Origin of the sequence: Chelatococcus asaccharovorans, assembly GCF_003201475.1 — a bacterium.
Lineage (GTDB): Bacteria > Pseudomonadota > Alphaproteobacteria > Rhizobiales > Beijerinckiaceae > Chelatococcus > Chelatococcus asaccharovorans.
Genome location: NZ_QJJK01000007.1, coordinates 374,947 through 401,639, shown reverse-complemented (window position 1 = coordinate 401,639; position 26,693 = coordinate 374,947). Strand labels below are relative to the sequence as shown.

The window sequence follows — 26,693 nt, the reverse complement described above, 5'->3', positions numbered from 1 at the left end:
ATCGGATCAATTCCGAGGCTTGAGCCTCTTCAATTCTGAGGCATCAGTCCTTGGGCGGTGTTCTGCGCCGCGGTCAGCACCTCGGCGACATTGCCCTCGCCGAACACGGCTTCAATCACGGCCTCCTTCATCAGGCTCTCGGCCTGACGGTAATTGGGACCGGGGAAGGCGACATTCGGCGTCAGGCGTTCGAGCTGTTCCAGATTCGGGCGGATCAGCGGATGGCTCTGCGTCCACGGCCCGAGGAATGCCGGGTCATCGACGATATCGAGGCGCAGGGGCAGATAGCCGATCTTGCTGGTGATGATGGTGTAGCCATGCTTGGAGGTGAGGAACTTCATCAGCTCATACGAGGCCCGCTGCTTGAGAGGGTCTGTTGAAAAGCTGAACAGCGCGCTGCCCGAATTGGTCGGCGCGGTCGGCTTGTCGCCAAAGGCAGGGAGCGGCGCGACGCGGAGGTCCCATTTGTCCTTGGCGGCCTTCGACAGCATGTTCTGCAGCGCGCTGGTATAGAGGAACATGCCCAGCTTGCCGCTGGCCATGCTGTCGCTCGGATTGGCCGGATCGAGACGCCCGTGGCCGCCGCTCTTGACCATGTCACGCAGCATCTCAACTGCCTCGATGCCTTCCCGGTTGGCGAAGGTCAGCCTATTGCCGTCACGGACCTTGCCGCCATTGGACATCAGGATCGCCTGATAGACGAAGGTGCCGTCGGCCGGACCATAGGCGCCGGGAAAGAAGCCCTCGGCATCGGTCTTTGCGACGATGGCGTCCGCCGCCGCCTTGACGTCGGCCCAGGTGCGCGGCGGCTTGTCGGGATCGAGCCCGGCGGCGCGGAAGAGGTCCGCGTTGTAAAACAGGATGGGGGTGGAGAAGGTATAGGCGAGGCCGTAGGTCTTGTCGCCGACCCTACCCAGATCGACGCCGCGCGGGATCAGCCCGTTCACCAACGCCGCATAGCCCTCCGGCCCGGCCATGTCCTCGAGCGCGTTGCCGCCGAGATCGGTGGCGATATAGATGAGGTCGCGGAACACCAGCTGGGCGACGTCGGGCCGGCGGCCGGCGGCCATGTCGGCCTGCAGCCGCGTCACGATCTCGTTGGAGGGGACGCCCACCGCTTCGATCTTCACTTGGGGATGAGCCGCTTCGAACTCGGCGATCAGCGCGCGCGTCGCATCGGCGCCAGCACTGGCGGAGGCCAGATTGTAATTGTAGAAGGTGATGGTGACCGGCGCATCGATGCGGTCTGCCATGCGGGCCGAAGCCATTCCGGTGAGCGCGGTGAAGCCGAGGCCCGTCAGCGCCAGCAGTTTCAAGAAGTCACGTTTGAACATGGCGAGATCCTCCTGGACAATCATTCGGCCGCCGCGGCGAGCGCCGCATCCTGGCGGTCGCGCAGCATCTGGAGCGGATAGCGGTTGAGTTCGGCGCGGTCGGAGGGCAGCGGCACCAGCGCCATGGTGAGGCCCGAGCGCCGCACGGTGCCGATGCCGAAAGAAGCGCCGTTGACCATGCGCAGGACGTCGGTCTGGAGGATATCGGTGGCTGCGTGCTGGCCCATGCCGACGATGACCGGAATGCCATGCCAGACCGACAGGCGGTCATGGTGGATGTGGCCGCTCAGGATGCCGATCACCTTGCGTCCGGCGAGCAATGCGGCCAGCCGCTGCGACTGGGTGAAATCGATGGTGCGCCAATGCGCCCAATCCGGTGCCTCGCCGAGCGCCGGCGGGTGATGCGCGACGATCAGCTTGGGCAGGTCGGGGTGACTGTCGAGCGTCGCTTCGAGCCAGGCGAATTGTGCCGGCTCGAGGGTGCCGCCGATCTGCTGCGGCGTGCTGGTATCGAGCGTGACGATGTGCACGCCATCGATGACCTGCTCGTGGTCATAGGGAGCATCAAGATCGGTCTCGCGCTCCAGCATGCCGCGATAGAAGCCCTCGCGCGTGTCATGATTGCCCAAAGCATAGATCACCGGCAGCTCCGTCGCCGCCATCAACGTCTTGAGCTGGCGATAGCTGTCCGCGTCGCCGCGATTGGTCAGGTCGCCGCTTGCGACGATGAAGCTCGGGCGTGGGGCAATGGTCGCGACGAGGTCGAGGATCGTCGCGAGGGTCGCCGAGGTGTCGCTGAACAGATGCGCATCGGCGACAGCGGGGTGACCGACATGCAGATCGGTCAGGTGAATGAAGGTCGTATCTTGCGCCATGCTGGTCCGCTCTTCGTCAGGTTGCGACCCAGCAAGTAGCGAGGCGGTGTCTCAGATACGTGACGCTATTGAAACGCTGTTTGGATCGGAGCCCGGCAGGCTGGGCTCGTGAACATCGGCGCGGTGGCTGCGACCACCTGCTCCAGGACGATGTCGGCATTGCCCAGGTCGATCGCGTGGCCGGTCAGCATTTCGGTGCGATGCCGGTTGCGGATGATCTGCGAGCGCACGCCCAGCACACAGCTGATGCGGAAGCCGATATCGACCTCGCTCAGTCCGGGCGCGACGGCGCGGAAATGCGGAATGAACATGCGGTGATGCTCGACGTCCTCGACCATCGGTCGGAAGATCTCGGGATGATGGCTGGCCTGGGCGATGGTCGTCATATGCCGCAGCACGCGATAGCTCGATTGCGGATCGAGGCTCCAGCGGATCGACGGCCCCACCAGGGCTGCGATCAGGGCGCCGGCATCGGGCGGGCTGCCGCGCCCCAGCGCCTGCGCCAGAAGGGCCAGACGCTCGGCATTGAGCCGGAGATAGACCCGCTCGCCAACCTCGAAGATCAGCTTTTCCAGGCTGCCGAAATGATAATTGATCGCCGCCACATTGGCGCCGGCGCGTTGGGCAATGCGCCGCACGGTGACGTCGTCGGGCACCTCTGCCTCACAGAGCAATTGCTCGCATGCATCGCGGAGCTGCTGGGCGGTGATGCTCGCCGACATCGAAGCCTCCATGGGGTGCCTCGCAGCTTTAGCGGCCTTGCACAACGGCCCTGTGACGGCTTTTTGACGGGATCGGTCTTCCCCCGCCGCGGGGATGGGCATGGCGGCCGATCGACCTTGCCCATCGCGCCGGGGATGCCCCAATCCGCCGCGAAGTGCTTTCCCACAGCGGCTAGAGGTACTGCCGGCCGGCGACCCAGACGTTTCGTATCACAGGGACACCGTGGACGAGCCGTACGCGCACGAGGTCCGCCCGGAGCCCGGGGGCGATGCGCCCACGATCCGTAAATCCAAGCAGCGCGGCGGGATTCTGTGTCACGAGGGCAATCGTCTCGGCGAGATCAAATCCCTGGGCGGCAAGAGCGAAGGCGGCATGCAGGAGGCTGCCGGGGACGTAGTCGGACGTCAGACCATCGAGCAAGCCACTGTTTGCAAGGTCCGCGGCCGCCACATTGCCGGAGTGGGAGCCGCCAAGAACGATATTGGGCGCCCCCATGACGACCTTCATGCCGAGCTCATTGGCCCGCCGCGCGGCTTCCAGAGTTGTCGGAAATTCGCTGATGGACACGCCGGCCGCCAAGGACTCATCGACGTCGGACAAGGTTGTGTCGTCATGGCTCGCAAGAGGTATTCGCGCGTCTTTACAGAAGTCTATGATCGTTCTCTTGCTGAGAGGAACTTCGCGGCTTTGCCTCTGCCTCTGCTCGTCCAGGTAAACCGCAAATTCCGCGTCGGTCCAAATGCGCGAATTCTTCTTTCGGCGGAACTCTCGAAAGATCGATAAATCGCGATACTGCCGTTGGCCGGGCGTATGGTCCATCATGCTGACAAGCCGCAGATCAGCATTCCCGAAGTGTCGATCGATAAGAGGCCTGACGATCGGGTCGGACATTTCGCAGCGAAAATGAAGATAGTGGTCGGCGTGGAAGAGGGCCTCGTGCTTTGCAAGCGAGATGGCTTCGATCACGGCGTCCAGTATCGCGACGCGCTCACCGCCGCCATCGTAATCGCCGAATGACAGTGCATCGAGCACCGTCGTTATTCCGCTCGCGACAATCTGCCGATCGTGGGCGAGAACCGCAGCGAGAATCGACGGCCAGCGAACACCAGGACGCGGCCGCACATGGTGCTCCACGTTGTCGGTATGAATATCGATCAGGCCGGGGAGAAGAAAATCGCCCTCACAATCGAGGACGACCTCGTCACGGCCGGTGCTGGACAAACACGCCGATATTGCACCTTCGTGGATCGTAATGGTGCCTTCGCGTATTGTCCCGTCGGTGACTACAAGAGCATTCGTGAGATGCATGCCACCCCTCGTCAACATGAGCAATAATTAGCACGGGAGAAGTATTCGAATACCTGCATCGGTGAATGCTTCCGTAAATGCGTCGGGCGGCGGAAGATCCGTGGCGATGTAGTCGACACGGTCCAGAGGCAGAACGACATATCCGTCGCGACGACCGAACTTGGTGCTGTCTGTGACGAATGCCGTGTGCTGAGACTGCGCGGCCAGCGTATTCACAAGGACTTCGTGGGCCTTTGTCGGGCCCAGGACTCCTTTGACCGAACTCACAGCGCTGCAACCCAGGACGCAGAGATCGAAGAGCCGGCCTTCCAGGCTCTTCAGCGTCTCGTAGCCACCGACAGAATTGGTGTCCGGATTGACGACACCTCCAAGCATGTTGACGGTGCATCGCTTTGCGCCCGCCAGCAGGGCCGCAATGTCCAGCATATTGGTGGTGACGGTCAGGCCGATGCCCGACCGAACGAGAGCCTCCGCGACCAGACGCATCGTCGAACTTGTGCCGAGATAGACGTGCATGTCGTCTTGAAACAGCGCCATCGCCGCCCGCGCGGCATTTTGCTTGGCATTGCGATCGACCTGCAGGCGTTCGACGACCGGACGCCGTGCAGTCAGGTCGAAGGTGGTCATGGGCGCAGCGCCACCGTGAACGCGGCGCAAGTAACCGGCCTCCTCGAGGCTGCGAATATCGCGACGGACGGTCTCCTGCGACACCCCGAAACGATCGGCGAACTCGCCGACCGACACGGTGTCGCCACGGTTGATCGTTCCGAGAATGATCTGCTGGCGTTCGGCGCCGAAGACGGAACCCGATTTTCCTGCTGTCGGCACGCTATCGCTTTTTCCAGGCATCACTTCTCGCTCGCTGCAGGCGATCCCACTCAGTGGTCCGTGTGATCGATGTCGGATGCGGACAGGTGCGGACGACAGGTGCGGACACCTGCCCGCGCTCATTCAGGACGTATGTCGCGGCGGCGGACTCGGGCCATAGTCAACGAGGACAGGGTTCGCGATAACCTGATTGGCATGGACCACAACCTGGTCATCTCCGAGCAGGATCACCGTGTAGAAGGGGTCGACGATCATTGGCCGGCTAATCTCGGACTGGAAGTCGAGCGTTCCGTGATGAACGGCGGCGCTGGCCGAGACCGTGAAGGGATATCCCATCCAGGTTCCGGACACGTTGCGGTGCAGGTGGCCAAAGAACAGATGCCTGATCCGGCTGCGGAAGGGTTCGAGCGCGCGCGCCAGGTCGACGTCGTTCTTCATCGGCAGCCGATCCAGCCATTTGAGGCCGACGTTGAACGGTACATGGTGCATGAACAGAACAACGGGTCGATCGTCCGCGGCCAGCGTGGCGGTCAACCACGACAATCGATCGGCACACAATGCCCCGGCATGGGTCCCGAATTCCCATGTATCGATGAGTATGCCGAGATAGTTGCCCAGCGCAACGGCCTTGTTCGCAAAGCCCGTATCGGAAACGACGTCGCCAGGAAACACCCGGGCGAACGCCCGGCGATCATCGTGGTTTCCCACCGTCAGATGAACCGGGGGCAATCGATAGTCGGCCAGAATGCCGTGGAGCAGGTCGTAGACGTCCGGCTCCGCCTCATCGACGAGGTCACCGGTGATCACCAGGGCCGTGGCGTCCTGGTGAAAGCGTTCGATATCGCGCAAGCAGCTGCGCAGACGCTGCTCCGGATCGACCCCGCGCAGAATCCGCCCCGACGGGACGAGATGCAGGTCCGTGATCTGTACGACCTTTGTCATCATGCACCCGCCATGTTGAAGGGCCCGAAGTCCATGATGAGGGAGGGATAGGGCCTCCAGGAAAAATCACGCCGCTTGCCGTAAAAGGCGCCGTTGTTGTGGAGTTGAATGATCGGCACCTGATCGTGGATGATCTCGAGCATGGCGTGGTGGAGCGCCTTGCGTTCCTCAGCATCGGTGCTGCGTTCGAACTTCGCTCCAGCTGCAAAGAATTCTTCCGATTTCCAGATGCCGAGCCGGGTCCAGGAGCCGTTTTCCCCTGCAACCCGCCAGTAAAGCGCGGTGGGGTCTGGCCAGAACAGAAGGATCGAGCTGTCCCAGAACGCCTGAATCGGTTGCTTCTGCGCCTGGCTGATATTCTCGACCGATTCAATCCGAACATTCAGCCCGACGGCTTGCCACATCGCGAGCATGATCTGGGCCGTCAGAACTTCATTCGGATACCAGTTGTTCATGAGCCGATAGGTTATGGGTTCGCCGCGATAGCCCGCCTCCGCCACCAGCTTGCGCGCCTGTTCCGGATCGTATGCGGGCGCTTTCTGGCCATCGTCGTACAGCGCTCCAAAGGCCGGATACTGCGCGTTGCGGGGCACGTCGATCCGCCCCCTCCACAGTGAATCGATGATGAGTTGCCTGTCGAGGGCAAGCGACATGGCCCGCCGGATCCGCACATCCGATAGCCAGGGAGCCGTCGTGTCGATAACCAGAACACGGAGATTGGGAATGGAGCCACCCACCACTTCAAACGCTCCGGTGCCCGACATGGCGTCGAACTGGTCCGGCAAGACATCGGAAACGAGATCGTAGTCGCCTGCCAACAGTCCGTTCTGTCGCGAAGCCGCTTCGGGGACGACGCGGAATTCGACGCTCTCGTGGGGTGGCCGTCCGCCCCAATAGCCGTCATGGGCGGCCAACAGAACGCCGACGTCTTTGCGGTTCCAGACGACACGATAGGGACCCGTGCCAATGGGCGTCTCGAACCATTTCGCCCAGCTGCCGGCCCTGTCGAAGGCCTTCTTGCTGACGATCTGACATCCCCAGGCTGCGATTTTCTGCTCCAGGGCGGCATCCGCGACGGACGTCGTGATGCGGATCGTCCTGGGGTCAAGGGCCTCAACCGATTTGATCGTACGCTGATACTGTGACGCGACGGTCTGTGCTTTTCCGTCGGGGCCTTTCGTGCGGGTTTCGCTGAAGCTGAAGACGACGTCCTCAGCGGTCACGTCCGATCCGTCGTGAAATTTGACGTTCGGCCGAAGCTTGAATTCAACGGTCAGCGGATCAATGCGGGTCCAGGCCTCGGCCAAGGCCGGCTTCAGTTCGCTGTTGTTGAGGTAGTCAAAGCGCAAGAGCGACTCGAAGACGTTGGACGTAATGCGCAGCGAAGGGGTGTCATTCCAGATCATCGGATCGATCTGGGCGGGTTGCGTCGGCAAAGCGACGACGACCTTGCGACGCGCGTCTTGCGCGGAGGCCGGGTTGGAGAGAAGGGCAGCCGCTGAGGCAGCCGCTGCCCGTCTGACGAAAGTCCTGCGCGTGAGGTTTGGCATGGAATGGTCCTGCTGGTGATGGGGCAAAGCTTCGCCATCGGCGGGTTTCCGCCGTCGCGAAGTGATGGGGCGTCGGCGGGGAGCTAGCGGCGGTTCATCGGATCGGGAGAGCCGAATATCCGCGGCGTCAGCTCGATAGTGAGGCCTCTATTCGACAGCGTGCAGGAATAGCGTGGCCGTTGTCTCTCCAATCCGGGTTCAAGACGCGTGTGATCCGGTTGACCTGTCCAGGTGGTCGCGCAGCCCATCACCGATGATGGAAACCGCCAACGCGGTCAGGGAAATCACCAATGCGGGGGCCATGAGTATCCAGGGCGCGCGCGCGAGATAGTCGCGGCCATAGCCGATCATCGACCCGAGCGAAGTCGCCGGCGGCTGAACGCCCAGTCCGAGAAAGCTCAACCCGCTTTCGACAAGCATGATCTCGGGGAAGGCGATCGTCATGGAGACGATCAAAGTGGATGCGATGTTGGGCAGGATATGATGCGTGTAGACACGCACGGGATGCGCGCCCAGCTGGCGAACAGCCCCGGCGTATCCTTGGCCGGTCGCGGCGATCGCCAGTCCCCGCGCTATGCGGGTGTATCGCTCCCATCCATGCAAGCCGAGCAGGAGGATGAAGATCGTCAAGGAATTGCCGACGAAGGCGAGCACCGACAGCGCCAGGATGAGGAACGGCATCGCCGCCTGGAAATCGGCCAGCGTCAAGATAACGGCCTCGATAACCCCACGAAAGTGGGCGGCAAGACATCCGAGAATTGTCCCGAAGAAAGCACCGATCATCGTCGCGCCGAAGGCTATGACAATACTCATCCGTATTGAATAGATCAGCCGCGAGGCCATATCTCGACCGAGTTCATCGGTTCCAAGGATATGATCTGCGCTGCCTCCGAAGCCCAAGGGAGGGGCAAGCCGATTGCGCAAATCGATCGCCATATAGTCGAATGGCGCCAGTTCATTGGCAAACAGGGCCACGATCGCCAGGAGCGCCACCCAGGCGAAGGCGATCTTGAGCAGCAGAGGAATCCGAAGTCGCTTCCTTCTGCTCGCCCGCGACGCGAGCGACATGGTGAGTGCACTCACTTGTGCCTCCGCGACAGCGTTCTCGGATCAAGCATCCCATAGAGCAGATCGACGGCCATATTGGCGATCACCATGGTCAAGGCGACCAGAAGGAGGATGCCCTGGACGACCGCGAGATCGCGACTGACCACCGAGCCAACGAGCAAGCGGCCGATGCCGGGCCAGGAAAAGATGCTTTCCACGATCACCGCTCCGGCCACCAGATGGCCGACCATGAGCCCGATGATGGTGACGGTCGGTATGGCTGCGTTCGGCAGGACATGCCGCTCGACGACATGCCGCCAGGGAACACCTTTGGCGCTGGCCGTCCGAACATAGCTCTGCGTGAGAACCTCCAGGACGGCACTGCGCGTATAGCGCGCCAGGATCGCCGCACCGCCGACGCCCAGCGTGAAGACCGGCAGAACGGCATTGATCCAGCTTTGTGAGCCGCCGGACGGAAGCCAGCCCAACCAGACACTGAAGATCAGGACCAGCCCAAATCCAAGAACATAGGAGGGGACGGTGAAGCCCGCGACGGCGCCCGCCATAAGGATCCGGTCGAGCGGTGTATTCCTGTTCAGCGCGGCGACCACACCGGCCGGGATGCCAATGACGATATTGATCATCAACGCCGGGAGGGTAATCGCCAATGTGACAGGGATGCGCTCAGCCACCACGGTCAGCACATCGCGCCCATCGCGCATGGAGTGTCCGAGTTCACCGGCGAAGACGGCCTGGGCGTAGCGAAGGAACTGGACACCAATGGAATCGTCGAGCCCCCATGCGCTGCGGAATGCCGCGATCGCGTCCGGCGTCGCATCGCTCGACAGGATCTCAAGGGCCGGATCGCCCGACAGCCTCAGGGCGACGAATGCAAAGCTCACCACCAGGGCAATGGTGATGAACGCGCGCAGGAGCCGGGAGAGCGCGAATATCAGCATCAACCGACCTCGATCTGGCGGTGATCCACCGCTTTTACGCCATCGAGGCGATGGCAGGCGACCCGCTTTCCCGGCCCGACCTCGCGCAGGACGGGGGAATGCTGCGAGCATACATCCACCACCAGCGGGCAGCGGGGATGGAAGGCGCATCCACGGGGCCTGTTCGCCGGGCTCGGGGGCTCGCCCTTCAGCACAATGCGATCGCGCCGCAATCCGCGGTGGTCGGGAACTGCGGACACAAGCGCCTGGGCATAGGGGTGCAGCGGATGGAACAGCACGTCGGCGGTCGGCGCTTCTTCGACAATATGGCCCAGATACATGACAGCAATGCGAGACGCGATCTGCCGAACCGCCCGCAGGTCGTGGCTGATGAACAGAATGGCAATGCCGAGCTTCTGCTGGAGCGCGACGAGCAGGTTTATGATCTGCGCCTGGATCGATACGTCGAGCGCAGAGATCGGCTCGTCGCAGACCAGGACGTCCGGGTTCGTCGCGAGCGCGCGCGCAAGAACGACGCGCTGGCGTTGCCCACCGGAGAGCTCATGCGGATATCGCTCGTCGTGGTGACTTTGCAATCCCACCGCGTCGAGCAATTCCCTGGCGCGCACGCGCCTCGCATGCGTGTCGCCAAGACGATGGATAATCAGGGGCTCTTCGATCTGCTGATGGACCGTCAGCCGTCGGTCGAGCGCCGCCAGGGGATCCTGGTAGACCATCTGCATGCGCGCACGGGAATGCCTCCAGGCGGCACTGTCCATCTTCGCCAGCGGTTTCCCCTCAAAAAGGACTTGTCCTGCATTCGCGGGTTCAAGCCCAAGCAGGAGGCGCCCGACCGTCGACTTGCCGGAACCGGACTCCCCGACAAGGCCGATCGTTTCGCCGCGTCTGAGGTCGATCGAAACGCCGTCGACAGCCCGTATCGTCCGGGCGCGGCTGAAGACGCCGCTACGCATAGGGGAATAGTGCCGAACAACCGCCCTTGCCTGAAGAACCGGCCGATTCACGCCGCGACCTCCACCATGTCACCGATCGCGATGGAATGTCGCCGCAGGCAGGCGACGGCGTGCCGGAATTCCACAGACAATTGCCGAAGAGGCGGCGATGCTCGCTGACAGAAGGATATTCCCTCGTCACAGCGCGGTGCGAACGGGCAGCCGCTGCCGACCTCGTTCGGATGCGGAACGCTGCCTGGAATGGAGCGTAGCCGCTGGACCGGACCGCCTAGTGAGGGGAGTGCTGCAAGCAGTCCACGCGTGTAGGGATGACTGGGCGCAGAAAAAAGGCTCGCGACCGTGCCCTCCTCGACGACCGTCCCGGCATACATCACATAGGCGCGGCTGCAGACCTCCGCGACAACGCCGAGATCATGCGAGATCAGCACCAGCGCCATGCCGGTATCGCGCCGTATAACCTTCAGAAGGTCCAGAATTTGCGCCTGGATGGTGACATCCAGGGCCGTTGTAGGTTCGTCCGCAACCAGAACGTCGGGCTGGCCGGCCAATGCCATGGCAATCATCACGCGTTGGTTTTGCCCCCCCGACAATTGATGGGGATAGGCCTTGAGGCGCTCGGCCGGATCTGGAATGCCGACCTGATCGAACAACCGCTTCGCCTCGGCCCATGCCGCGTCACCGCCCATTCCGCGGTGCAGTTTGAGCACTTCCGTAACCTGTCGACCGACCTTTTTGGTCGGGTTCAGCGCGCTCGCGGGATCCTGGAAGATCATCGCGATCCGTCGGCCGCGAATCCGGTCGAGCACTTTGGGCGGGGCACCGCGGATGTCTTCGCCCGCCAACCTGACCTGCCCGTCGATCGCGACATGTCCCGGCAACAGACCCAGCGCGGCGAGCCAAGTCACGGACTTTCCGCACCCGCTCTCGCCGATCACACCGATCGCTTCCCCCTCGCCAACCGCGAGATTCACATTGCGAACCGCCGGGGCTCCGCCGAAGGTCACGGTCAGGTTCTCGATCTCGACAAGCGCCATTCGCAGAGCTTTCTCTCGGAAGGCGCGTTCAAAGGGCCTTCACTTGCCTCATGCAAACCACAGGTCGCGCACGGCGACGTCCGTGTTTTCGCTAATGAACCCACGTGACATCGTGATGACATATGCGGCAATGCGAGAGAACATGTGAGAACGATGCGATCCCCCGGCCGATCGGGGGGACCGACCTCCCCACCGCGGAAGGGCCGACCCCATCGGCCCTGGCGGTCATGTCACGCGACGTCTCATCGCGTCTGAACCGTTCGGGCCGGTGCCAGGTGCCCTCCCCCGAAGCTCGGTCAGTCCGGCAGGGGGATGTGCTCGTCACGGTCGTCGAGCGGCAGATCGAAGCGCCCCTTGCCCCAGTTCTCGGCGCGCCATTCGGCCTTGGCCTCTTCGATACGCTCCCGCGAGGAGGCAACGAAGTTCCACCAGATGTAACGAGGGCCCGGAAAGGTCGCGCCGCCGAGGATCATCAGCCGCGCGCCGCGCGCGCCGGCGGCGACGGTGATCCTGTCGCCCGGGCGGAAGACCATCATCCGACCTGCCTCGAAATCCTGGCCGGCAACCGAGATCGACCCTTCGACGATGTAGATGCCCCTGTCTTCGTGGTCGTCCGGCATCGGCAACCGGCAGCCGGCTGCGAGCGTCACGTCGGCGTAGAACGTCTCCGAGAACAGTGTCGCGGGGGCCCTCTCGCCATAAGCGTTCCCGAGGATGAGCCGGACAGAGGCGCCACGATCCTCGATCACCGGCAGCGTCTCTTTGCCGTGGTGCTCGAATGTGGGCGCCATGTCCTCATGGCTGTCGGGCAGCGCCAGCCATGTCTGGATTCCGAACAGGCTGTTCGGACCGGTTCGGGCGGCGGCGGACGTGCGCTCCGAATGGGACACGCCGCGTCCGGCGATCATCCAGTTCAGCGCGCCGGGACGGATCACCTGGTCGGCACCCGTGCTGTCGCGGTGGTGGAAGTCTCCGCGATAGAGATAGGTGACGGTGCCGAGGCCGATATGCGGGTGGGGCCGAACGTCGATGCCCTGACCGGTCAACAATTCGGCAGGCCCCGCCTGGTCGAAGAAGATGAAGGGCCCGACCATCTGCCGCTTCGGCGCCGGCAGGGCGCGCCGAACCTCGAAGCCGCCAAGGTCTCTGGCCCGTGGAACAATAAGGGTCTCGATGGCATCGATACCCACCGCGTCGGGGCACCCCGGTTCGAGGGCTGGGTTCCAACTCATGCGCGTCATCCTCTCATCAGGCTTCAGGTCGTGGCCTTCCGGGCTGTCTCGCCCTGCCGATGCTAAGGCCTCATCGCGATCAACCCGGACCATGCGAGCGGGCGAGCGCTTTCGGCCAGACTACACTGAAATCTGCCGTGCGCGCGTCTGCCCGACGAGTGGAGCGAATTTGACATTTGATCTGGAGCCTGATGTCAGGCGGGACTCAAATGTCGGAGCAGAACCACTAGCCCCTTGATAACTCAAGCTGCGTCGCAGCAAGGGGAACGCGCCGGCGATGGGGCCCGGGGCGTTCCAGCGGGGCTCGCGCGGGGGCCATCGTGTTTCGGACGCGATCGCGCCGTACAATTGACTTCGCATGCGCTTTGGCGTGGCGCAGGTTGGACTTAACGAGCCTGGAGCCCTGAGATGTCTGATTATGAATTCTACTACTGGTCCGTGCCGTTCCGCGGTCAGTTCGTGCGTGCCGTCCTCGCCTATGCCGGCAAAACCTGGATCGAAGGCGGCGACGACGCCATCGCGCGGTTGATGGAGGGGCCGGTGAGGCAGATGCCGGTCCCCTTCATGGGGCCACCCCTGCTCATCGACAAGAAGGCGAATTTCGCCATCGCCGAGATGCCGGCCATCGTTCTCTATCTGGGCGAAACCCTGGACCTGATGCCTGCCACCCCGGCATTGCGCGCGCTCACCATGAAGGTCGTCAATGATGCCAACGACGTGATCGACGACATCACCCTGGATGGCGGCCGTGAGATGTGGACGCGGGAGCGCTGGCGCGCCTTTGTTCCCCGCCTGGAGAAGTGGATGGCACTCTGGGAAGAAACCGGCCACCGCCACGGCCTTACGCCGGATTCCGGCTTCCTGCTCGGCGGCAAGGTACCGGGCATCGCGGATGTCGTGACGGCGACGCTGTGGTCGACCATGGCAGATCGATTTCATGAGATCGCCGCGATCCTGGAGGAGACGGCGCCCATGACGGCAGCACTGACGCGGCGGATTGCCGATCTGCCACCGCTGGCCGAGCTGGCCGCCAAGGCGCGCAAGGATTATGGCGACGCCTATTGCGGCGGCCAGATCGAGGCCTCGCTGCGCAAGGTTCTGGGCGCTTCGCCGTGAGCTCTCAATAGATTGTCCATCCGGTCCGGACCGGGGACGCTGAGGTTGCGCGACGCCAGAGCCCCGGAGGGATCGGAGGGACATTCACAGGAATGCCCGTTGACGCCGTTTGGTCGAGAGCATCTGGTTCCCCCTATGCCGCAGGCGTCTGCCTGGCGACGGCCCGCAAATGGGTCTCCCGGTATCGCGCGTAGGGCGTGGCTGACTGCAGGAGCGAACGAGCGGAGCGCGCTGTCGTCATTCAATTCACAAATGATATTCCTGTCGGCGTTCTATATCATCGAAGGCCGAACATCTATCTGTTGTCCTAGCACTCACCGTGCCGGTCGCGGTGATCGTCGTCGCAGCCCTCGCTGCCGGCAAGGACCGCGCGGGGCGCGGCACCCGCTGAAGCCATCACAGCTTCACGGCTCAGGAAAGGACATGCCATGGACACTCGCTTTCTCGGCCGCTCGGGGCTCAAGGTCCCGGTCTTGAGCTTCGGCGCCGGCACATTCGGCGGCAGCGGCCCGCTCTTTGGCAATTGGGGCACGAGCGACGCCACCGAGGCGCGTCGCCTCGTCGACATCTGCCTCGAGGCCGGCGTCAACCTGTTCGACACGGCCGACGTCTATTCCAACGGCGCCTCCGAAGAAGTTCTCGGCGCGGCGATCAAGGGCCGGCGCGACGCCGTGCTGATCTCCACCAAGACCGGCCTGCCGATGGGCGACGGGCCGAACGACGCCGGCACCTCGCGCCTTCGCCTGATCCGCGCGGTCGACGATGCGCTGAAGCGGCTCGGCACCGATTATATCGATCTCCTGCAGCTCCACGCCTTCGATGCGGGAACGCCGGTCGAAGAGGTGCTGGCGACGCTTGATGCGCTCGTTCGCGCCGGCAAAATCCGCTATGTCGGCGTGTCGAATTTCGCGGGTTGGCAGATCATGAAGTCGCTCGCCGTCGCCGAAGCGCACGGCTGGCCGCGCTATGTCGCCCATCAGGTCTATTATTCGCTCGTCGGCCGCGATTACGAATGGGACCTCATGCCGCTCGGCGCCGACCAGGGCCTCGGCGCGCTCGTCTGGAGCCCGCTCGGCTGGGGACGGCTGACCGGCAAGATCCGGCGTGGCACGCCGCTGCCCGAAGGAAGCCGGCTGCACGGGACGGCGCAGTTCGGACCGCCGGTCGACGAGGAACGCCTCTACCGCGTCATCGACGTGCTCGACGAGCTGGCCGAGGAGACCGGCAAGGCCGTGCCGCAGATCGCGCTCAACTGGCTGATCCAGCGTCCAACGGTCTCGTCCGTCATCATCGGCGCGCGTAACGAGGCCCAGCTCCGGCAGAATTTGGACGCCGTCGGCTGGGCGCTGACACCGGACCAGATCGCCCGGCTCGACACGGCGAGCACCGTCATGCCGCCGTACCCGCATTTTCCGTACCGGATTCAGGAGGGCTTCGCCCGCCGCAATCCGCCGATTGTCGGCAGATGAGGTCGATCAGCGCCGATAATCGGCCGCATGCGGGGCTCCGCGAGGGCCACGCCGTCAGATTCCGTCAGTCGAAAAGCGCTTGACCTAGAGTGCACTCTAACCTGTAGCTTGCCGCGCGTCGTGACGAAACAGGTACGCATGAAGATCGGTGAACTGGCCAAGCGAACGGGACTTTCGGCCCATACGATCCGCTATTACGAGCGGATCGGGCTCATCCCCTATGCCGACCGGGACCGATCGCGCCAACGGGACTATGACGCATCCATCCTGATCTGGATCGAATTTCTCGGGCGTCTGAAAACGACCGGAATGCCGATCCGGGACATGCTGCGCTATGCGGCCTTGCGGGAGCGCGGCGACGGCACGGAAGCCGAACGCTGCGACCTGCTGGAACAGCATCGTGAACGCGTTCGCGCCCATTTGGCCGAGCTCGAAGCCTGTCTTCTCGTCCTCGACACCAAGATCGCCGGATATGCCGGCGACCAACAGAGGATGGCAGATTATGACGCAACACCCCCAGAACGCCGGCGAAAGCCGGTTGCAACGCGGACAGCGCGCGCTCGCTGAAATCGACGGCGAGGCGGGCGCCAAGGTCATCGCCGCACTGGCCGACATTGCGCCCGACTTCGCCACCTATATCATCGAGTTTCCCTTCGGCGACATCTACAACCGTCCCGGTCTCGACCTCAGGGCGCGCGAAATTGCCACCATCGCGGCGCTGACGGCGCTGGGCAACGCCGCGCCGCAGCTGAAGGTCCATATCGAGGCCGGATTGCATGTCGGGCTTACCCGTGAGGAAATCACCGAAGTCATCATGCAGATGGCGGTTTACGCCGGCTTTCCGGCAGCGCTCAACGGCCTGTTCGCGGCCAAGGAGGTCTACTCTCACCTGACGGATGGGAACACGGCCGGATGAGACTTGACTGTTCCGGCGTCAGGACGACCCCGGCGGGCCGGGCGTGCTGCGCGGGGGCACATCCCAGCTTAGGCCATCACAGCATTCGACGTCTCGAGACGTCGGGAGTGCAGGAACGGTGACGAGGTCGAGATCCGGCTTGTCGAACGCCGCCACGCACCGGATGCGGATACCTGCTCAAGCATCCTCGCGATTCCGTGCTGCCATACAGGATCTGGCGCTATCCGCCGGCCTCGCCTGCCCTCTGTGAGGCGGGAAAGCTGAACACCAGGCATGTCGTCGTCGCGTGCGCCAGAAGCCTGCCGCGCGCGTCGGTCAGTCGTCCCTCGGCGGAAGCAATCTGTCTGCCGACATGGATGATCTTACCTTCGGCGCGGATCGCGCCGGTGTCAGCGAAGAGCGGACGCACGAAATTCACCTTGAGCTCGACGGTCGTATAGCCCTGACCGGCTTTGAGCATCGAGTGGACCGCGCAGGCCATGCAGGAATCGAGCAACGTTGCGGCGTATCCGCCATGCACCGAGCCGATCGGATTGTAGTGACGGGCATCGGGCGTCGACACGAACACAGCCCGCCCTGCCTCGATCTCCTGCGGCGCGAAGCCGAGCAGTTCGGCGATGGGGGGCGGGGGAAGCCGACCGTCGCCCATCCGCTGCAGGAAATCGAGCCCGCTCAACGCGCTCACTATATCAGGCGGTGCCGCGCCGACGCGGGTGTCCGACTGGATCGGCTCATTGCTCATGGGACCCTCGGCCAGAGGCGCCTGTCTCGGTCCCGGCAGCTCCAAAGCCCGGGCCGAACTTGTCGACGTGCAATTCTCCGCCCGTTGCCCAATTCTCACGGTCGTATTCATCGAACAGGATCGTCACCCACTCGCGCCGGACGCCAAGCGTCGAGACCACCGCATCAGTGATGGCCTGAGCGGCGGCTCGTTTCGTCTCGATGGGGCGTCCCTTTCCAATCCGAATGGTAATCACAGGCATAAAGGCCTCGCTCTCCAAGGGTTCTCGTGTTCCACCCGCCAACGCCAAGGACGCCGTCGATCACGACCATCGCCGCAGGATGATGCTGGCATTGACCCCGCCAAAGCCGAAGCCGTTCGAGATAGCGTGTTCCATCGCCATCGGCCTCGCCTCGCCCGCGACAAGATCGAGCCCCTCCGCCGCAGCATCGGGGTTTTCCAGATTGAGGGTCGGCGGTGCGATCTGATCACGCAGCGCAAGGATGGTGAAGACCGCTTCGAGCCCGCCGGCGGCGCCGAGCAGATGGCCGGTCGCCGCCTTCGTGGCGCTCACGGCAATCGTGCCCTCCCCGCCGAACACCGTCTTGATGGCGGCCAATTCGCCGTGGTCGCCGACCGGCGTCGATGTCGAATGCGCGTTGAGATGCTGCACCTCGCCCGGCGCGAGACCGGCCTGTCGCAGCGCAGCGTCCATCGCGCGCGCTGCTCCGCTGCCGTCTTCCGGTCCCGAGGTGATATGGTAGGCGTCGGCCGTCGTGCCGTAGCCGACGACCTCCGCGATCGGTGTCGCGCCGCGGGCGCGCGCATGCTCCAGATCCTCGATGACGAGAATGCCCGCGCCCTCGCCCATGACGAAGCCGTCGCGATCCCTGTCGAAGGGCCGCGACGCGCGTTCAGGCGTCTCGTTGAAGCCGGTCGAGAGGGCCCGCGCGGCGGCGAAGCCGCCCAGGCTGACGAGATCGATACAGGCTTCGGCGCCGCCGCAGACCGCAATGTCGACCTCGCCAGCGCGGATCAGGCGCGCCGCATCGCCAATGGCCTGCACGCTTGCGGCACAGGCGGTGACGGGCGTGCCGATCGGTCCCTTGAAGCCGTGCCGGATGGAGATATGGCCGGCGGCCAGATTGGCCAGGAACGAGGGGACGATGAAGGGCGAGAGACGACGGACGCCGCGCTGGTCCGTGGTCCGCACCGCCTCGACGATGGCGGGGAAACCGCCGATGCCCGACGCGATCACGGTCGCGGTGCGCTCGGCCGCCCGCGCATCGGCCGGCGCCCATCCGGCCTGGGCGATCGCTTCGGCCGCCGCGACCAGCGCGAACAGGATGAAGCGGTCCATCTTGCGCTGATCTTTCGGGGCGGCGGCGGCGTCCGGGTCGAAGCCGCCTTCCGCATCCTCCGCCTTGCCGGGCACCAGCCCGGCGACCTTGGCCGGAAGGCTCGCCGCCCATTCCGGCAATGCGCGCAGGCCGGAACGGCCGGCCAAGAGACGCGACCAGGCGAGTTCAACGCCGCAGCCCAGCGGCGAAACCGCACCGAGACCCGTGACAACGATCCTGCGCATGGCGACCACCTATCCTTCGTGGGGGAAATTGCCGGGTCGCAATGCCCGGTTCGAATCAAGGCGCCTGCGCATGGCCTGGCTGGCGCTCGGACCGGCAACGAGGGCGACATTGGCGGTCGTGATCGGCGCCCGGCTTTCCGCATCGACCATGAGCGGATCGAGCGGACGCGCCGTTTTGCGTTCGGCAAGCAGAACCGCCTCGCCTTCGGGCGCAAGATGCCTGTTGCCCCAGGCGAACAGCGCCACCACGACGGGGAAGAAATCGCGCCCCTTCTCGGTCAGCACATAGTCGTGACGCGGCGGCTTCTCGCTGTAGAGGCGCCGCTCGAACAGCCCCGCCTCGGTCAGATGCGCAAGGCGCCGCGACAGAATGTTCGGTGCGATCCCCAGACTCGTCTTGAACTCCTCGAAGCGCGTGATGCCCTGGAAGGCATCGCGCAGGATCAGAATGCTCCACCACTCGCCGACGCATTCGAGCGCGCGGGCGGCGGGACATTCGGCAAGGGAACGCGCTTTAGGTTGCATTTTGATACCAACTAACGCAGTCAATAGCAAAACGCAACCGACAATCGAGTCCGCCCCCACCGGAGAATGCCTTGAGGCCTTTAGCCGAAGCCGAGATATCGGCGTTTCGCAGTGTCCGCTTTGTCCTGACCGATATGGACGAGACCCTCACCTACCGCGGCCGTCTCAGCGCCCGCACCTATGACGCGCTCGAACGCCTGCAGAGGGCCGATGTAACGGAAACATTTGGCAACTGACAAACGTTCGGCAACTGACAGACACTTACATCCAACTGACAGACACTTGGCAGTTGCGCGGGACTAGCGTGTCGCCTGCAATCGTTCAAACATCGCGAGGCGACCATGACAGGCATCATCGAGATCGTTCACTTCAGGCTCACGTCCGGCTCTTCCGAAGAGGACTTTCTCGAGGAAGCTAAAAAGGCAAGTCGGTTTCTGCAATCATGCCAGGGTTTCGTCCGGCGCCACCTGTCGAAGGGCGGCGACGGCGCCTGGATCGACCATGTGGAGTGGACGGACATGGAGGCGGCGCGCGCGGCGGCGGACGCCTTGATGAAAGCCCCTTCGCTCGCAGCGTTTATCGCCGCTATCGACGCGTCATCCGCCGTCATGGCACATAACAGGCTGATGCTGATGGCAGAATGAGCGACCGATGCGCCGGACCGACCGTCTCTTCGAACTCTTGCAGCTCTTTCGCGAGGGCCGGTTCTGGCGCGGCCGCGATCTGGCCGAGCGGCTGGAGACGTCGCTGCGAACCGTCTATCGCGACATCGACACGCTCGTCGCATCCGGCATACCGATCGAGGGCGAGCGTGGGGTGGGATACATCCTGCGCGAACCCATCTTCCTGCCGCCGCTCACGCTCAGCAGCGCGGAGCTGGAAGCCCTGCATCTCGGCGTTGAACTCGTTTCGCGCATGGGAGACCCCGCGCTATCGGAGGCGGCCGCGCGGCTGAAGGTCAAGATCGACGCCGTTGCGCCCACGTCGCAAAGAGGGGCCGACCATGCCGGCGCAGTCAGCCTGTTCACGCCGGCTCCGACAGGTCCTCAGCGCTTCCTGCCGATCCTGCGCGATGCCGTCAAGGCGCGCGCCCTGCTCGCCATGACATACCGTCGGCGCGACGGAATGCTGTCGGACAGGACCGTCAGGCCGCTCCATCTGGAATTCTGGGGGCGGGTCTGGACGCTCACGGCCTGGTGCGAGGCGCGGTCGGACTTCCGTGTGTTCCGTGCCGATCGAATCGAGGCCGTATCGTCCGGACGCGGCACCTTTCCCGTGGAGGCCGGCAAGACCTACCAGGATTACCTGGCACAGCTGCGGGCCCGGGAGGGAACCGCTTGAGCCGGCCGATCGCGGAGATGCGCAATCTCGGTCCGGCGACGGCCCGGATGCTCGCCGAGGTCGATATCGGCAGCGAAGAAGCGCTGCGGCGACTGGGCGCGGTCGAGGCTTATCATCGGCTCAAATTCCGCTTCGGCCGGCATGTCACGCTCGTCGCGCTTTATGCCATGGAGGCGGCGTTACGCGACTGCGACTGGCGTTCCCTTGAGCCTTCAGTCAGGGACGATCTGCGCAAGGCGGCCCGTCGGCCGTAGCCGCTGGGCCCCATCAACGATGCAGTTGGGCCTTCCGTCATCGCAAGATCCATGAATGTGACGAGAGCATATATGTTGTTAGCTCGGCTTGGCCTTTAAGCACATGCGAACGGTTGTGCAGCTGCGTGAGGATGGGCCTGACGGCGGAACGTGGGGCGCCAACTGCCGCAACGTGGCGCAAAGCGGCGTAAAGAGACGCAAACAGGAATGGGCAGGTCAATCAGGTTCCCGCGGCGCTCTCCTCAATATATGCGCGGCTTCGGTGAGCTCCCTCGTGCCGTCCTTTTCCGGGTGGGCTTCATAGATCGATCCCAGGAGTGCCTGCGCTTCGGCGTCCCTTCCCTGTTGAAGCAGGAGGCGAGCCAGCGGAACGGCAGCCTTCAGCTCCCAGGCTGTTGCGGACTGATCTCTTGCCAGTTCGATCGAACTCCGGAACGCCGCCTCTGCCGCTTCGACATCGGGAGAGGGGCCGCGCAGGAGGATCTCACCTCGCGTACGAAGAAGATCTGGCAGATAAAACCTTTGAGACATCTTCGTCGCGGAGGAAATCGCACCGTCAACGGTCGCGGCCGCCTCGCCATGGTTGCCGCATTGGGCGAGCGCCTCGGCAAGAGACCGCGACGCAGCCGGAATGATCATGTGGAAGCGCTCGCGAACGAGCATGTTGAGCGCTTCCCGCAGCGTCTCGAGACCGGCCGGGGATTCTCCGAGAAGTAGGAGCCGTTCTCCTCGCAGCACCAAGGCGGCAGCCGCGTGACTCTTGAGCGCGTGCCGCTCGGCATGAGCGAGCAGACGCTCGATATGTTCTCCCGACTGGTCGACGCTGCCACTCCAGAGCAGAACCGGAATGCCATGAGCGGCAGCCATGCTGTAGTCGCCTGGAAGAGACGACCGGGAGGCCCGGTCCATTGCCTCAAGGACCAGTTGGCTGGCAGCAACAGGAGCCCCCCTCAGGCTGAGCGCGCGTGCCCGCGCAAGTTCGGCGCGCAGGTGGTGATCGTATCCAAACAGATTAATTTCCAGCTGACCGACATTTGCCTCCAGCATGAAGCCGCGCTCGCAATGGTCGAGCGCCGCTGCCTGATCGCCCGCCATGTGATAGGCTGCGGCGAGTATCCATTCGGCGATGACTCGGTCGCCAGGCGTTCCGCTTTTCGCGGCAATCGCCCCGCTTCTTTTCGCGGCGGCCAGGGCGCCGTCGAAATCACCAAGCCTGGTGAGAAAAAGGTTGAGGCCGGCGAGCAGGCGGAGTTGCGTCAAACCGCCTCCCTCGGTGTCCGACAGATTCAACCCCCGCTCGATGGCGTTGCGTACCTCCTGCGTGTTGCCAAGCGTGTGCATCGTCGACACCGCCAACGCCTCAAGCAGACGGACTTCCCGTCGCGGGAGATCGCTGACGCCTTTGGCGACCTCCAACGCCCGACGCGCCCAATGACTGGACTCCGTGAGCAGCCAGAGACCGAGGAAAAGAGGCGCCGAATCGGCTGCAAGCTCAACGCCGATCGCGTGCCGATCGTCACTGGAGAAGCTCCATTCCAATGCTTTGCGCACATTGCCAATATGCGGCACGTAGCGGCCGATGTCGGTATATGCGCCGTGCTCCAGCGCAATTGCCTTGAACAGGGCCGCGAAATAGCGGGCGTGACGATCGGCGATCGATCCCGACGTATCACTCTCGTCCAGCCTGCCCCTCGCATAGGCGCGCGTCATGTCGGGAAGGCGGTAGAAGACCCCCTCACCTTCGGGCTGGACCCATACGAGGGACTTGTCGACAAGACTTGCCAAGGTCGCTGCGACCGCTGCATCCTGCTCTCCATCTCCCGCGACAGAGCAGGCAGCCTCCATCGTGAAGAGGCCAACAAACACGGACAGCCGGCAAAGGATGCGCCGCTCGTCTTCCGCGAGCAGGTTGAAGCTCCAGTCCAGCATCGCTTCCAGCGTTCGATGTCGTGCGACGACGTTGCGCCGGCCCGTCAGGCTGAGTTCCATGTTGCCTGCGAGCAAACTGGCGACACCGTGAATGCCATAAGTGCCAACGCGGCTGGCAGCCAGTTCGATGGCCAGCGCGATGCCGTCAGTCCGCCGGCATATCTCGGCTACGACCGGTGCATCGCCGTCGGTCAATTCTCCATGAAATCCGCTGAAGGCTGCCCGATCCATGAAGAGTTGCACGGCCGGCGTCGCCAGCGCCTCGGCGGCGGTCGGCTTCTCGTCGGCCGGGTAGGCCAAGGGGCTAAGCAGATGGACGGTCTCTCCCTCGACACGCAACGACTCCCGGGAGGTGATCAGCATATGGACGCTGGGCGCACGCTGATACAGTTTGCCTGCCAGCTGCGAGGTCTGGTCGACGAGATGCTCGCAACTGTCGAAGACGATCAGCATGCGCTTTTCGTCGAGGAAGGTGAGCAGTTCGGCGAAAGGATCTGCCCCGCCGACAGCGCAGCCGACCGCGGAGGTTATCGCGCCCAGAACCAGTTCGGGCTCGGAAACGGCGCCGAAATCGACGAAGACGACATTGTCATCGCCGAATTCCGACCGCAGCCTCTGCGCGATGGCTGCCGCCACCGTCGTCTTGCCGATGCCTCCCGCCCCGACGACGCTGACAAACCTTCGCGTCAGGAGGAGTTCGCTCAGGCTGCCGATAACATGATCCCGGCCGATCGGCGCGCGCGACGGCGCCGGCACCGGGCCAATGGATCGGGCAACCGGAGGCTCTGCCTGCGGCGGGTGTGCCTTCGGCTCATCACGTGCGATCGGAGCGACGAAGCTGTAGCCCCGGCCTGGGATATTGACGATGTACCGAGCACCGTCTCGACCGTCTCCGAGGGCACGGCGAAGAGAGGCCAGGTGCACCCTGACGGCCGCTTCGTCGACGACCACCCCCTTCCATACGACGTCCAGCAGTTCATGTTTGCCGACGACGTCTCCGGCGCGGTCAACAAGGGCGATCAGCAGATCCAGAGCACGCGAGCCGACCCGCACGGGCTCGCCATCTCTCAAGAGGAGCCGGCGTGCGTGATCCACTCGGAAGCTTCCGAACGATACCGTCCCCGGGCGCGCACCGGCTTGGGTGTGCGGCGGGGCAGGCAAGACCTTGTCCGTCCGGGCGGCTGCACGACCTGTCACAGCTTCCGCTCCTGCGCCGACATATTCAGGCCGTTGAACATGTTGGAGAGAACGGCGGGCCTGTCTTCCGAAAACCCGGCGTCGCTTGCGGAAATATGATTTCACCCCGTTTGCGGGGCTCGCGGCAGGACATTCGCCACGCTGGACGTCAGTTGAACTCCGGTCCTGTTTCCCGGAGACCCGACCGACGCCAGCGCCCGGGGCTTACGCCGGTATTCTCCTTGAAGGAGGTGGCGAAATGACTCTGGCTCGAAAACCCGCACGCAAGAGCGACCTCAGCAATCGAGAGCGTCGAGCCTGTCAACAGGACCCGTGCCCGCTTCATGCGACGGCGAAGTTGCCACTGATGCGGCGCAAGCCCGGTGGAACGCTTGAAAGCTCGACCGAAATGGGCAATGGAAAGGCCACATTCGTGGGCGAGTTCCGACAGCGACACGTCGAGACGTTCGTCGATGAGTTCCTTCGCGCGACGCTCCTGCCACGGGGTCAGACCACGGGGCCTGGTGGGAGCACCGCGGTTGTTCCCGGCATATCGCCCTAGTACGTTGATGCAGACCGCATCGAGGATCGCGTCGAGCAACAGGCCGCTCGTTTGGTGGCGATGGGCAAATGCCGCCAAGGCCGCCCCGGCAAGTTTGCGCATCACCGGATCGTCCTGGCCATCATGGGGAGGTTGAGGAAAATCCGTAAAGACCGGCATGTCGTTCTGCTCGGCATACGCCTTCAAGGTTGGGATGGGCATGTAGAAATTCACGGTGTGGAAAGGATCCCGTATGAGGACCCGCGGTTCCGGTCTCAGATCGGAAATGTAGGTCTTTCCCTGAAGCAAGGCATCGCTCAAGCGGAAACTATCGTTCAGCCAAAGCTCAAGCCCCATATGCCTGAGGTTTACAATCACCAGATAGGCATCGTCATAGCCGAAAGACGGTGTTGGATCCCGCGGCGGCGCTTGGGATTGCAACTCTGTGACAGCCAGCGCACCTCGTTTCAACGTGCGGCTGATGTGACTGAGGGGCTTCAACAAGCCGAAAGGTTCGCCCAATTGCGAGCCGTAGGCGCGCCTTCTGATGGCTCGATTTCCGGAGAGCGGCGTCTCGCTCATTGGGCACCCACGCATTGCACAAGTCCGGATCGGAGCGGAATGATCGCATTAATCACCCAAGCGTTCAAGAATCGCAGCGTCCGAGCCTTGCATTGGGCCCATTGGCTTTCTGCTCGCTCGACATCATGGCATTCGGTGATCGGCCAGCCTCACTCCCGGTACCCCCGGTCGCGACCGCGAGCATGCGACGGTGCGGAGGCGCGAGGCGGGCAGATCACCACGTCGTCACCGTCTTGACGATCTCGATGTTTCCCCGAAAGGCATATGTGTAAGGGCAGATCGCGTCGGCCCTGGCGACCAGCGTCTCGGCCGTCGTCTGATCGACACCAGCGATGGTGACGGCGAGGCTGGCGTGCAGGACAAAGACCTCCGGCTCAGTGCAACTCATGCCGATTTCGGCGACCACCGTCAGGTCGCCCGCCGAGAACCGGTGTCCCAACTGCAGGGCGACGCGAAGCAGCGAGTCCCCGAAACATGCGGCGTAACCGCCTGCTAGGAGCTGCACGGAATTGGTAGCGCCTCCCGGTCCCCCCAATTCAGTCGGTACGGCGAAGTCCAGGTCGAGGACGCCATCCTCGCTGCGGATTCGACCTTGCAATCCGCCAGTCGCGGAGACTTTGGTCGAGTAGAGAATAGTCATTCGTCGTTTCCTTGCATGCACGTCTTTTCGTCATCCTGCAGGCGCGCTTCGCCATCCTTCTGCGCGACCTGCTTGCCGCGCGCATAGGTACTGCCGGCGGCGATGCGCTGCTCGCGCGACCGATGCGATGTGCCCCAAGTTCTGCCTGGCGAAAGATCTGAAAGAGCGGCCATGGCCCACCCGCTTGCCCTGAAGGAAGCCGTCATGCGGATTGCGCGATACGACGGCTTTGGATTGCGATCATTTCGTCTTCTCGCCGACATCCCGCGCGGCCTCCTCGATCACATCGGCAACGCGTTTCGGATGGGATTCGTAAACCGAATGGCTGGCGCCTTCGATGACGATGAACGGCGCCTTGGCCCGCTCGTAGTAGAAGCGTTCAAGGTCGGGATTGATAATCTGGTCGTTGCCGGCCACGATGCCCCAGGCTGGCTTTGTCTTCCACGCTGCGGCGGTCAGCGGCGTGTTGAAAACCTCGGCCTTGGCCAGCACCTGCGAGCGTGCCTCGAACTCAGCCTGTTCGCGCGGCAGGTCAGGGGCGAACAGCTTGGGGAACAAAGCCGGGTCGAGGTAGGTGTAGCCGTCCGGCGTCACCTTGATGGCGCCTTCGGTCTTGCCCAGCACGCTCGGCATCTTCTTTCCGAGCTCGCCCTCATCCTCGCCAACGTCGGGCGCGTGGGCAGCGACGTAGACAAGTCCTGCCACCTTTGGGTGTATGCCAGCTTCGGTGATGATAGAGCCGCCGTAGGAGTGTCCGACCAGGATGGCCGGCGCATCCTGCATGTCGAGCACGCGCTTGGCGGCGGCGACGTCATCCCGGAGCGACGATTCCGGCTCCTGGACAATCGAAACCTGGAAGCCCTTCCTGGTCAGTATCTCATAGACCGGCTTCCAGCCGGACCCATCGACCCAGGCGCCGTGCACCAGGACGATGTTCTTGATGGGTTCGGCCATCGCCGCAGCGGGGGCGATCAGGACCAGGGAAGACGCCAGCATGGCGGCGGAACAGATGCGTCGAAGTGGCATGGCAGCACCTCAGTGTTTTGTTGACGTTCGGACACGATGAACGACGAAGATGCTGACACGCGACGCAACAGCGCGCCCGTTAAGTTG

Annotated in this window: 29 protein-coding genes; 8 read left to right on the top strand and 21 right to left on the bottom strand. The window is 63.6% G+C overall.

Translation table 11 applies throughout. The features are described from left to right. Positions 1-29 precede the first annotated feature (29 nt). The 12 genes from C7450_RS18685 to C7450_RS18630 all read right to left on the bottom strand — a co-directional run bounded on the left by C7450_RS18685 (position 30) and on the right by C7450_RS18630 (position 12,785). Positions 30-1,334 (bottom strand): ABC transporter substrate-binding protein, encoded by a 1,305-nt coding sequence (locus C7450_RS18685; RefSeq protein WP_170147315.1) that lies wholly within the window; start codon positions 1,332-1,334, stop codon positions 30-32. Between the two features lie 20 nt (positions 1,335-1,354). Further along, positions 1,355-2,209, bottom strand: a complete 855-nt coding sequence (locus C7450_RS18680; protein WP_110375934.1) for a metallophosphoesterase — start codon at positions 2,207-2,209, stop codon at positions 1,355-1,357. Between the two features lie 65 nt (positions 2,210-2,274). Continuing rightward, positions 2,275-2,931 carry a TetR/AcrR family transcriptional regulator gene (locus C7450_RS18675; protein WP_110376021.1) on the bottom strand — a complete coding sequence of 219 codons (657 nt, stop codon included), beginning with the start codon at positions 2,929-2,931 and terminating at the stop codon, positions 2,275-2,277. Between the two features lie 172 nt (positions 2,932-3,103). Beyond that, positions 3,104-4,240: an alpha-D-ribose 1-methylphosphonate 5-triphosphate diphosphatase gene (locus C7450_RS18670; protein ID WP_110375933.1), complete on the bottom strand. Its 1,137-nt coding sequence runs from the start codon at positions 4,238-4,240 to the stop codon at positions 3,104-3,106. A 27-nt stretch (positions 4,241-4,267) separates the two neighbouring features. Beyond that, a complete protein-coding gene (locus C7450_RS18665; protein WP_110375932.1) occupies positions 4,268-5,191 on the bottom strand; it encodes a DeoR/GlpR family DNA-binding transcription regulator in 924 nt (307 codons plus the stop codon). Then, positions 5,192-6,010 carry a phosphodiesterase gene (locus tag C7450_RS18660; protein WP_170147314.1) on the bottom strand — a complete coding sequence of 273 codons (819 nt, stop codon included), beginning with the start codon at positions 6,008-6,010 and terminating at the stop codon, positions 5,192-5,194. Next, entirely contained in the window at positions 6,010-7,560 is a 1,551-nt protein-coding gene (locus tag C7450_RS18655; protein WP_110375930.1) for an ABC transporter substrate-binding protein, read from the bottom strand. The genes C7450_RS18660 and C7450_RS18655 overlap by 1 nt, the downstream gene beginning before the upstream one ends. A gap of 198 nt (positions 7,561-7,758) precedes the next feature. Then, the gene (locus tag C7450_RS18650; RefSeq protein WP_110375929.1) at positions 7,759-8,628 is read right to left on the bottom strand and encodes an ABC transporter permease; all 870 of its coding nucleotides are present in this window, start codon (positions 8,626-8,628) and stop codon (positions 7,759-7,761) included. A gap of 11 nt (positions 8,629-8,639) precedes the next feature. Then, complete coding sequence (locus tag C7450_RS18645; protein WP_110375928.1) at positions 8,640-9,566, bottom strand: ABC transporter permease; 927 nt, start codon at positions 9,564-9,566, stop codon at positions 8,640-8,642. Continuing rightward, positions 9,566-10,519: an ABC transporter ATP-binding protein gene (locus tag C7450_RS18640; protein WP_110375927.1), complete on the bottom strand. Its 954-nt coding sequence runs from the start codon at positions 10,517-10,519 to the stop codon at positions 9,566-9,568. Before C7450_RS18640 ends, C7450_RS18645 begins: the two co-directional genes overlap by 1 nt. 47 nt (positions 10,520-10,566) lie before the next feature. Beyond that, positions 10,567-11,553, bottom strand: coding sequence for an ABC transporter ATP-binding protein (locus tag C7450_RS18635; protein ID WP_110375926.1), 987 nt, complete (start codon positions 11,551-11,553; stop codon positions 10,567-10,569). 296 nt (positions 11,554-11,849) lie between these two features. Then, on the bottom strand, positions 11,850-12,785 hold the full coding sequence (locus C7450_RS18630) for a pirin family protein (RefSeq protein WP_110376020.1): 936 nt from the start codon (positions 12,783-12,785) through the stop codon (positions 11,850-11,852). A 408-nt stretch (positions 12,786-13,193) separates the two neighbouring features. On the opposite strand from C7450_RS18630, the gene C7450_RS18625 reads away from it, so the two are divergent. The 4 genes from C7450_RS18625 to C7450_RS18610 all read left to right on the top strand — a co-directional run bounded on the left by C7450_RS18625 (position 13,194) and on the right by C7450_RS18610 (position 16,286). Then, complete coding sequence (locus C7450_RS18625) at positions 13,194-13,901, top strand: glutathione S-transferase (protein ID WP_110375925.1); 708 nt, start codon at positions 13,194-13,196, stop codon at positions 13,899-13,901. Between the two features lie 428 nt (positions 13,902-14,329). Next, complete coding sequence (locus C7450_RS18620; RefSeq protein ID WP_110375924.1) at positions 14,330-15,370, top strand: aldo/keto reductase; 1,041 nt, start codon at positions 14,330-14,332, stop codon at positions 15,368-15,370. Positions 15,371-15,508: 138 nt separating this feature from the next. Further along, complete coding sequence (locus C7450_RS18615) at positions 15,509-15,937, top strand: MerR family transcriptional regulator (protein WP_110375923.1); 429 nt, start codon at positions 15,509-15,511, stop codon at positions 15,935-15,937. Beyond that, on the top strand, positions 15,873-16,286 hold the full coding sequence (locus C7450_RS18610) for a carboxymuconolactone decarboxylase family protein (protein ID WP_110375922.1): 414 nt from the start codon (positions 15,873-15,875) through the stop codon (positions 16,284-16,286). The genes C7450_RS18615 and C7450_RS18610 overlap by 65 nt, the downstream gene beginning before the upstream one ends. A 220-nt stretch (positions 16,287-16,506) precedes the next feature. On the opposite strand, the gene C7450_RS18605 is transcribed toward C7450_RS18610, so the two are convergent. Genes C7450_RS18605 through C7450_RS18590 form a run of 4 tightly spaced genes read right to left on the bottom strand, consistent with a single transcriptional unit; the run spans position 16,507 to position 19,117 of the window. Next, the gene (locus C7450_RS18605; RefSeq protein ID WP_110375921.1) at positions 16,507-17,028 is read right to left on the bottom strand and encodes a PaaI family thioesterase; all 522 of its coding nucleotides are present in this window, start codon (positions 17,026-17,028) and stop codon (positions 16,507-16,509) included. Then, a complete protein-coding gene (locus C7450_RS18600) occupies positions 17,018-17,269 on the bottom strand; it encodes a tautomerase family protein (RefSeq protein WP_110376019.1) in 252 nt (83 codons plus the stop codon). The genes C7450_RS18605 and C7450_RS18600 overlap by 11 nt, the downstream gene beginning before the upstream one ends. 60 nt (positions 17,270-17,329) lie before the next feature. After that, positions 17,330-18,592 (bottom strand): beta-ketoacyl-ACP synthase II, encoded by a 1,263-nt coding sequence (gene fabF, locus C7450_RS18595; protein ID WP_110376018.1) that lies wholly within the window; start codon positions 18,590-18,592, stop codon positions 17,330-17,332. A 9-nt stretch (positions 18,593-18,601) separates the two neighbouring features. After that, positions 18,602-19,117, bottom strand: a complete 516-nt coding sequence (locus tag C7450_RS18590) for a winged helix-turn-helix transcriptional regulator (RefSeq protein WP_110375920.1) — start codon at positions 19,115-19,117, stop codon at positions 18,602-18,604. Between the two features lie 71 nt (positions 19,118-19,188). Between C7450_RS18590 and C7450_RS18585 the strand changes: the two genes are divergently transcribed. The 4 genes from C7450_RS18585 to C7450_RS18570 all read left to right on the top strand — a co-directional run bounded on the left by C7450_RS18585 (position 19,189) and on the right by C7450_RS18570 (position 20,712). After that, positions 19,189-19,353: a hypothetical protein gene (locus tag C7450_RS18585; RefSeq protein WP_245449901.1), complete on the top strand. Its 165-nt coding sequence runs from the start codon at positions 19,189-19,191 to the stop codon at positions 19,351-19,353. A gap of 105 nt (positions 19,354-19,458) precedes the next feature. Beyond that, positions 19,459-19,761, top strand: a complete 303-nt coding sequence (locus tag C7450_RS18580) for an antibiotic biosynthesis monooxygenase family protein (RefSeq protein WP_110375919.1) — start codon at positions 19,459-19,461, stop codon at positions 19,759-19,761. Between the two features lie 7 nt (positions 19,762-19,768). Then, entirely contained in the window at positions 19,769-20,458 is a 690-nt protein-coding gene (locus C7450_RS18575) for a helix-turn-helix transcriptional regulator (protein ID WP_110375918.1), read from the top strand. Beyond that, complete coding sequence (locus C7450_RS18570; RefSeq protein ID WP_110375917.1) at positions 20,455-20,712, top strand: TfoX/Sxy family DNA transformation protein; 258 nt, start codon at positions 20,455-20,457, stop codon at positions 20,710-20,712. The genes C7450_RS18575 and C7450_RS18570 overlap by 4 nt, the downstream gene beginning before the upstream one ends. A gap of 216 nt (positions 20,713-20,928) precedes the next feature. On the opposite strand, the gene C7450_RS18565 is transcribed toward C7450_RS18570, so the two are convergent. The 5 genes from C7450_RS18565 to C7450_RS18550 form a co-directional block, all read right to left on the bottom strand. Beyond that, positions 20,929-23,736: an ATP-binding protein gene (locus C7450_RS18565; protein WP_170147313.1), complete on the bottom strand. Its 2,808-nt coding sequence runs from the start codon at positions 23,734-23,736 to the stop codon at positions 20,929-20,931. 250 nt (positions 23,737-23,986) lie between these two features. Next, on the bottom strand, positions 23,987-24,940 hold the full coding sequence (locus tag C7450_RS18560) for a helix-turn-helix domain-containing protein (protein WP_170147312.1): 954 nt from the start codon (positions 24,938-24,940) through the stop codon (positions 23,987-23,989). A gap of 214 nt (positions 24,941-25,154) precedes the next feature. Beyond that, on the bottom strand, positions 25,155-25,580 hold the full coding sequence (locus C7450_RS18555) for an Ohr family peroxiredoxin (protein WP_110375915.1): 426 nt from the start codon (positions 25,578-25,580) through the stop codon (positions 25,155-25,157). Continuing rightward, positions 25,577-25,753, bottom strand: coding sequence for a hypothetical protein (locus C7450_RS34030; protein WP_170147311.1), 177 nt, complete (start codon positions 25,751-25,753; stop codon positions 25,577-25,579). The genes C7450_RS18555 and C7450_RS34030 overlap by 4 nt, the downstream gene beginning before the upstream one ends. A gap of 67 nt (positions 25,754-25,820) precedes the next feature. Continuing rightward, positions 25,821-26,606: an alpha/beta hydrolase gene (locus C7450_RS18550; RefSeq protein ID WP_210206479.1), complete on the bottom strand. Its 786-nt coding sequence runs from the start codon at positions 26,604-26,606 to the stop codon at positions 25,821-25,823. Positions 26,607-26,693 lie beyond the last annotated feature (87 nt).

Coding starts and splice junctions, on each gene's coding strand:
- C7450_RS18605 (WP_110375921.1), bottom strand. CDS start 17,028: ATGAGCAATGAGCCGATCCAGTCGGACACCCGCGTCGGCGCGGCACCG.
- C7450_RS18600 (WP_110376019.1), bottom strand. CDS start 17,269: ATGCCTGTGATTACCATTCGGATTGGAAAGGGACGCCCCATCGAGACG.
- C7450_RS18660 (WP_170147314.1), bottom strand. CDS start 6,010: ATGACAAAGGTCGTACAGATCACGGACCTGCATCTCGTCCCGTCGGGG.
- C7450_RS18635 (WP_110375926.1), bottom strand. CDS start 11,553: ATGGCGCTTGTCGAGATCGAGAACCTGACCGTGACCTTCGGCGGAGCC.
- C7450_RS18645 (WP_110375928.1), bottom strand. CDS start 9,566: ATGCTGATATTCGCGCTCTCCCGGCTCCTGCGCGCGTTCATCACCATT.
- C7450_RS18620 (WP_110375924.1), top strand. CDS start 14,330: ATGGACACTCGCTTTCTCGGCCGCTCGGGGCTCAAGGTCCCGGTCTTG.
- C7450_RS18610 (WP_110375922.1), top strand. CDS start 15,873: ATGACGCAACACCCCCAGAACGCCGGCGAAAGCCGGTTGCAACGCGGA.
- C7450_RS18680 (WP_110375934.1), bottom strand. CDS start 2,209: ATGGCGCAAGATACGACCTTCATTCACCTGACCGATCTGCATGTCGGT.
- fabF (WP_110376018.1), bottom strand. CDS start 18,592: ATGCGCAGGATCGTTGTCACGGGTCTCGGTGCGGTTTCGCCGCTGGGC.
- C7450_RS18560 (WP_170147312.1), bottom strand. CDS start 24,940: ATGAGCGAGACGCCGCTCTCCGGAAATCGAGCCATCAGAAGGCGCGCC.
- C7450_RS18575 (WP_110375918.1), top strand. CDS start 19,769: ATGCGCCGGACCGACCGTCTCTTCGAACTCTTGCAGCTCTTTCGCGAG.
- C7450_RS18640 (WP_110375927.1), bottom strand. CDS start 10,519: ATGCGTAGCGGCGTCTTCAGCCGCGCCCGGACGATACGGGCTGTCGAC.
- C7450_RS18665 (WP_110375932.1), bottom strand. CDS start 5,191: ATGAGCGCGGGCAGGTGTCCGCACCTGTCGTCCGCACCTGTCCGCATC.
- C7450_RS18590 (WP_110375920.1), bottom strand. CDS start 19,117: ATGCAACCTAAAGCGCGTTCCCTTGCCGAATGTCCCGCCGCCCGCGCG.
- C7450_RS18625 (WP_110375925.1), top strand. CDS start 13,194: ATGTCTGATTATGAATTCTACTACTGGTCCGTGCCGTTCCGCGGTCAG.
- C7450_RS18650 (WP_110375929.1), bottom strand. CDS start 8,628: ATGTCGCTCGCGTCGCGGGCGAGCAGAAGGAAGCGACTTCGGATTCCT.
- C7450_RS18550 (WP_210206479.1), bottom strand. CDS start 26,606: ATGCCACTTCGACGCATCTGTTCCGCCGCCATGCTGGCGTCTTCCCTG.
- C7450_RS18675 (WP_110376021.1), bottom strand. CDS start 2,931: ATGTCGGCGAGCATCACCGCCCAGCAGCTCCGCGATGCATGCGAGCAA.
- C7450_RS18615 (WP_110375923.1), top strand. CDS start 15,509: ATGAAGATCGGTGAACTGGCCAAGCGAACGGGACTTTCGGCCCATACG.
- C7450_RS18670 (WP_110375933.1), bottom strand. CDS start 4,240: ATGCATCTCACGAATGCTCTTGTAGTCACCGACGGGACAATACGCGAA.
- C7450_RS34030 (WP_170147311.1), bottom strand. CDS start 25,753: ATGGCCGCTCTTTCAGATCTTTCGCCAGGCAGAACTTGGGGCACATCG.
- C7450_RS18655 (WP_110375930.1), bottom strand. CDS start 7,560: ATGCCAAACCTCACGCGCAGGACTTTCGTCAGACGGGCAGCGGCTGCC.
- C7450_RS18685 (WP_170147315.1), bottom strand. CDS start 1,334: ATGTTCAAACGTGACTTCTTGAAACTGCTGGCGCTGACGGGCCTCGGC.
- C7450_RS18580 (WP_110375919.1), top strand. CDS start 19,459: ATGACAGGCATCATCGAGATCGTTCACTTCAGGCTCACGTCCGGCTCT.
- C7450_RS18555 (WP_110375915.1), bottom strand. CDS start 25,580: ATGACTATTCTCTACTCGACCAAAGTCTCCGCGACTGGCGGATTGCAA.
- C7450_RS18630 (WP_110376020.1), bottom strand. CDS start 12,785: ATGAGTTGGAACCCAGCCCTCGAACCGGGGTGCCCCGACGCGGTGGGT.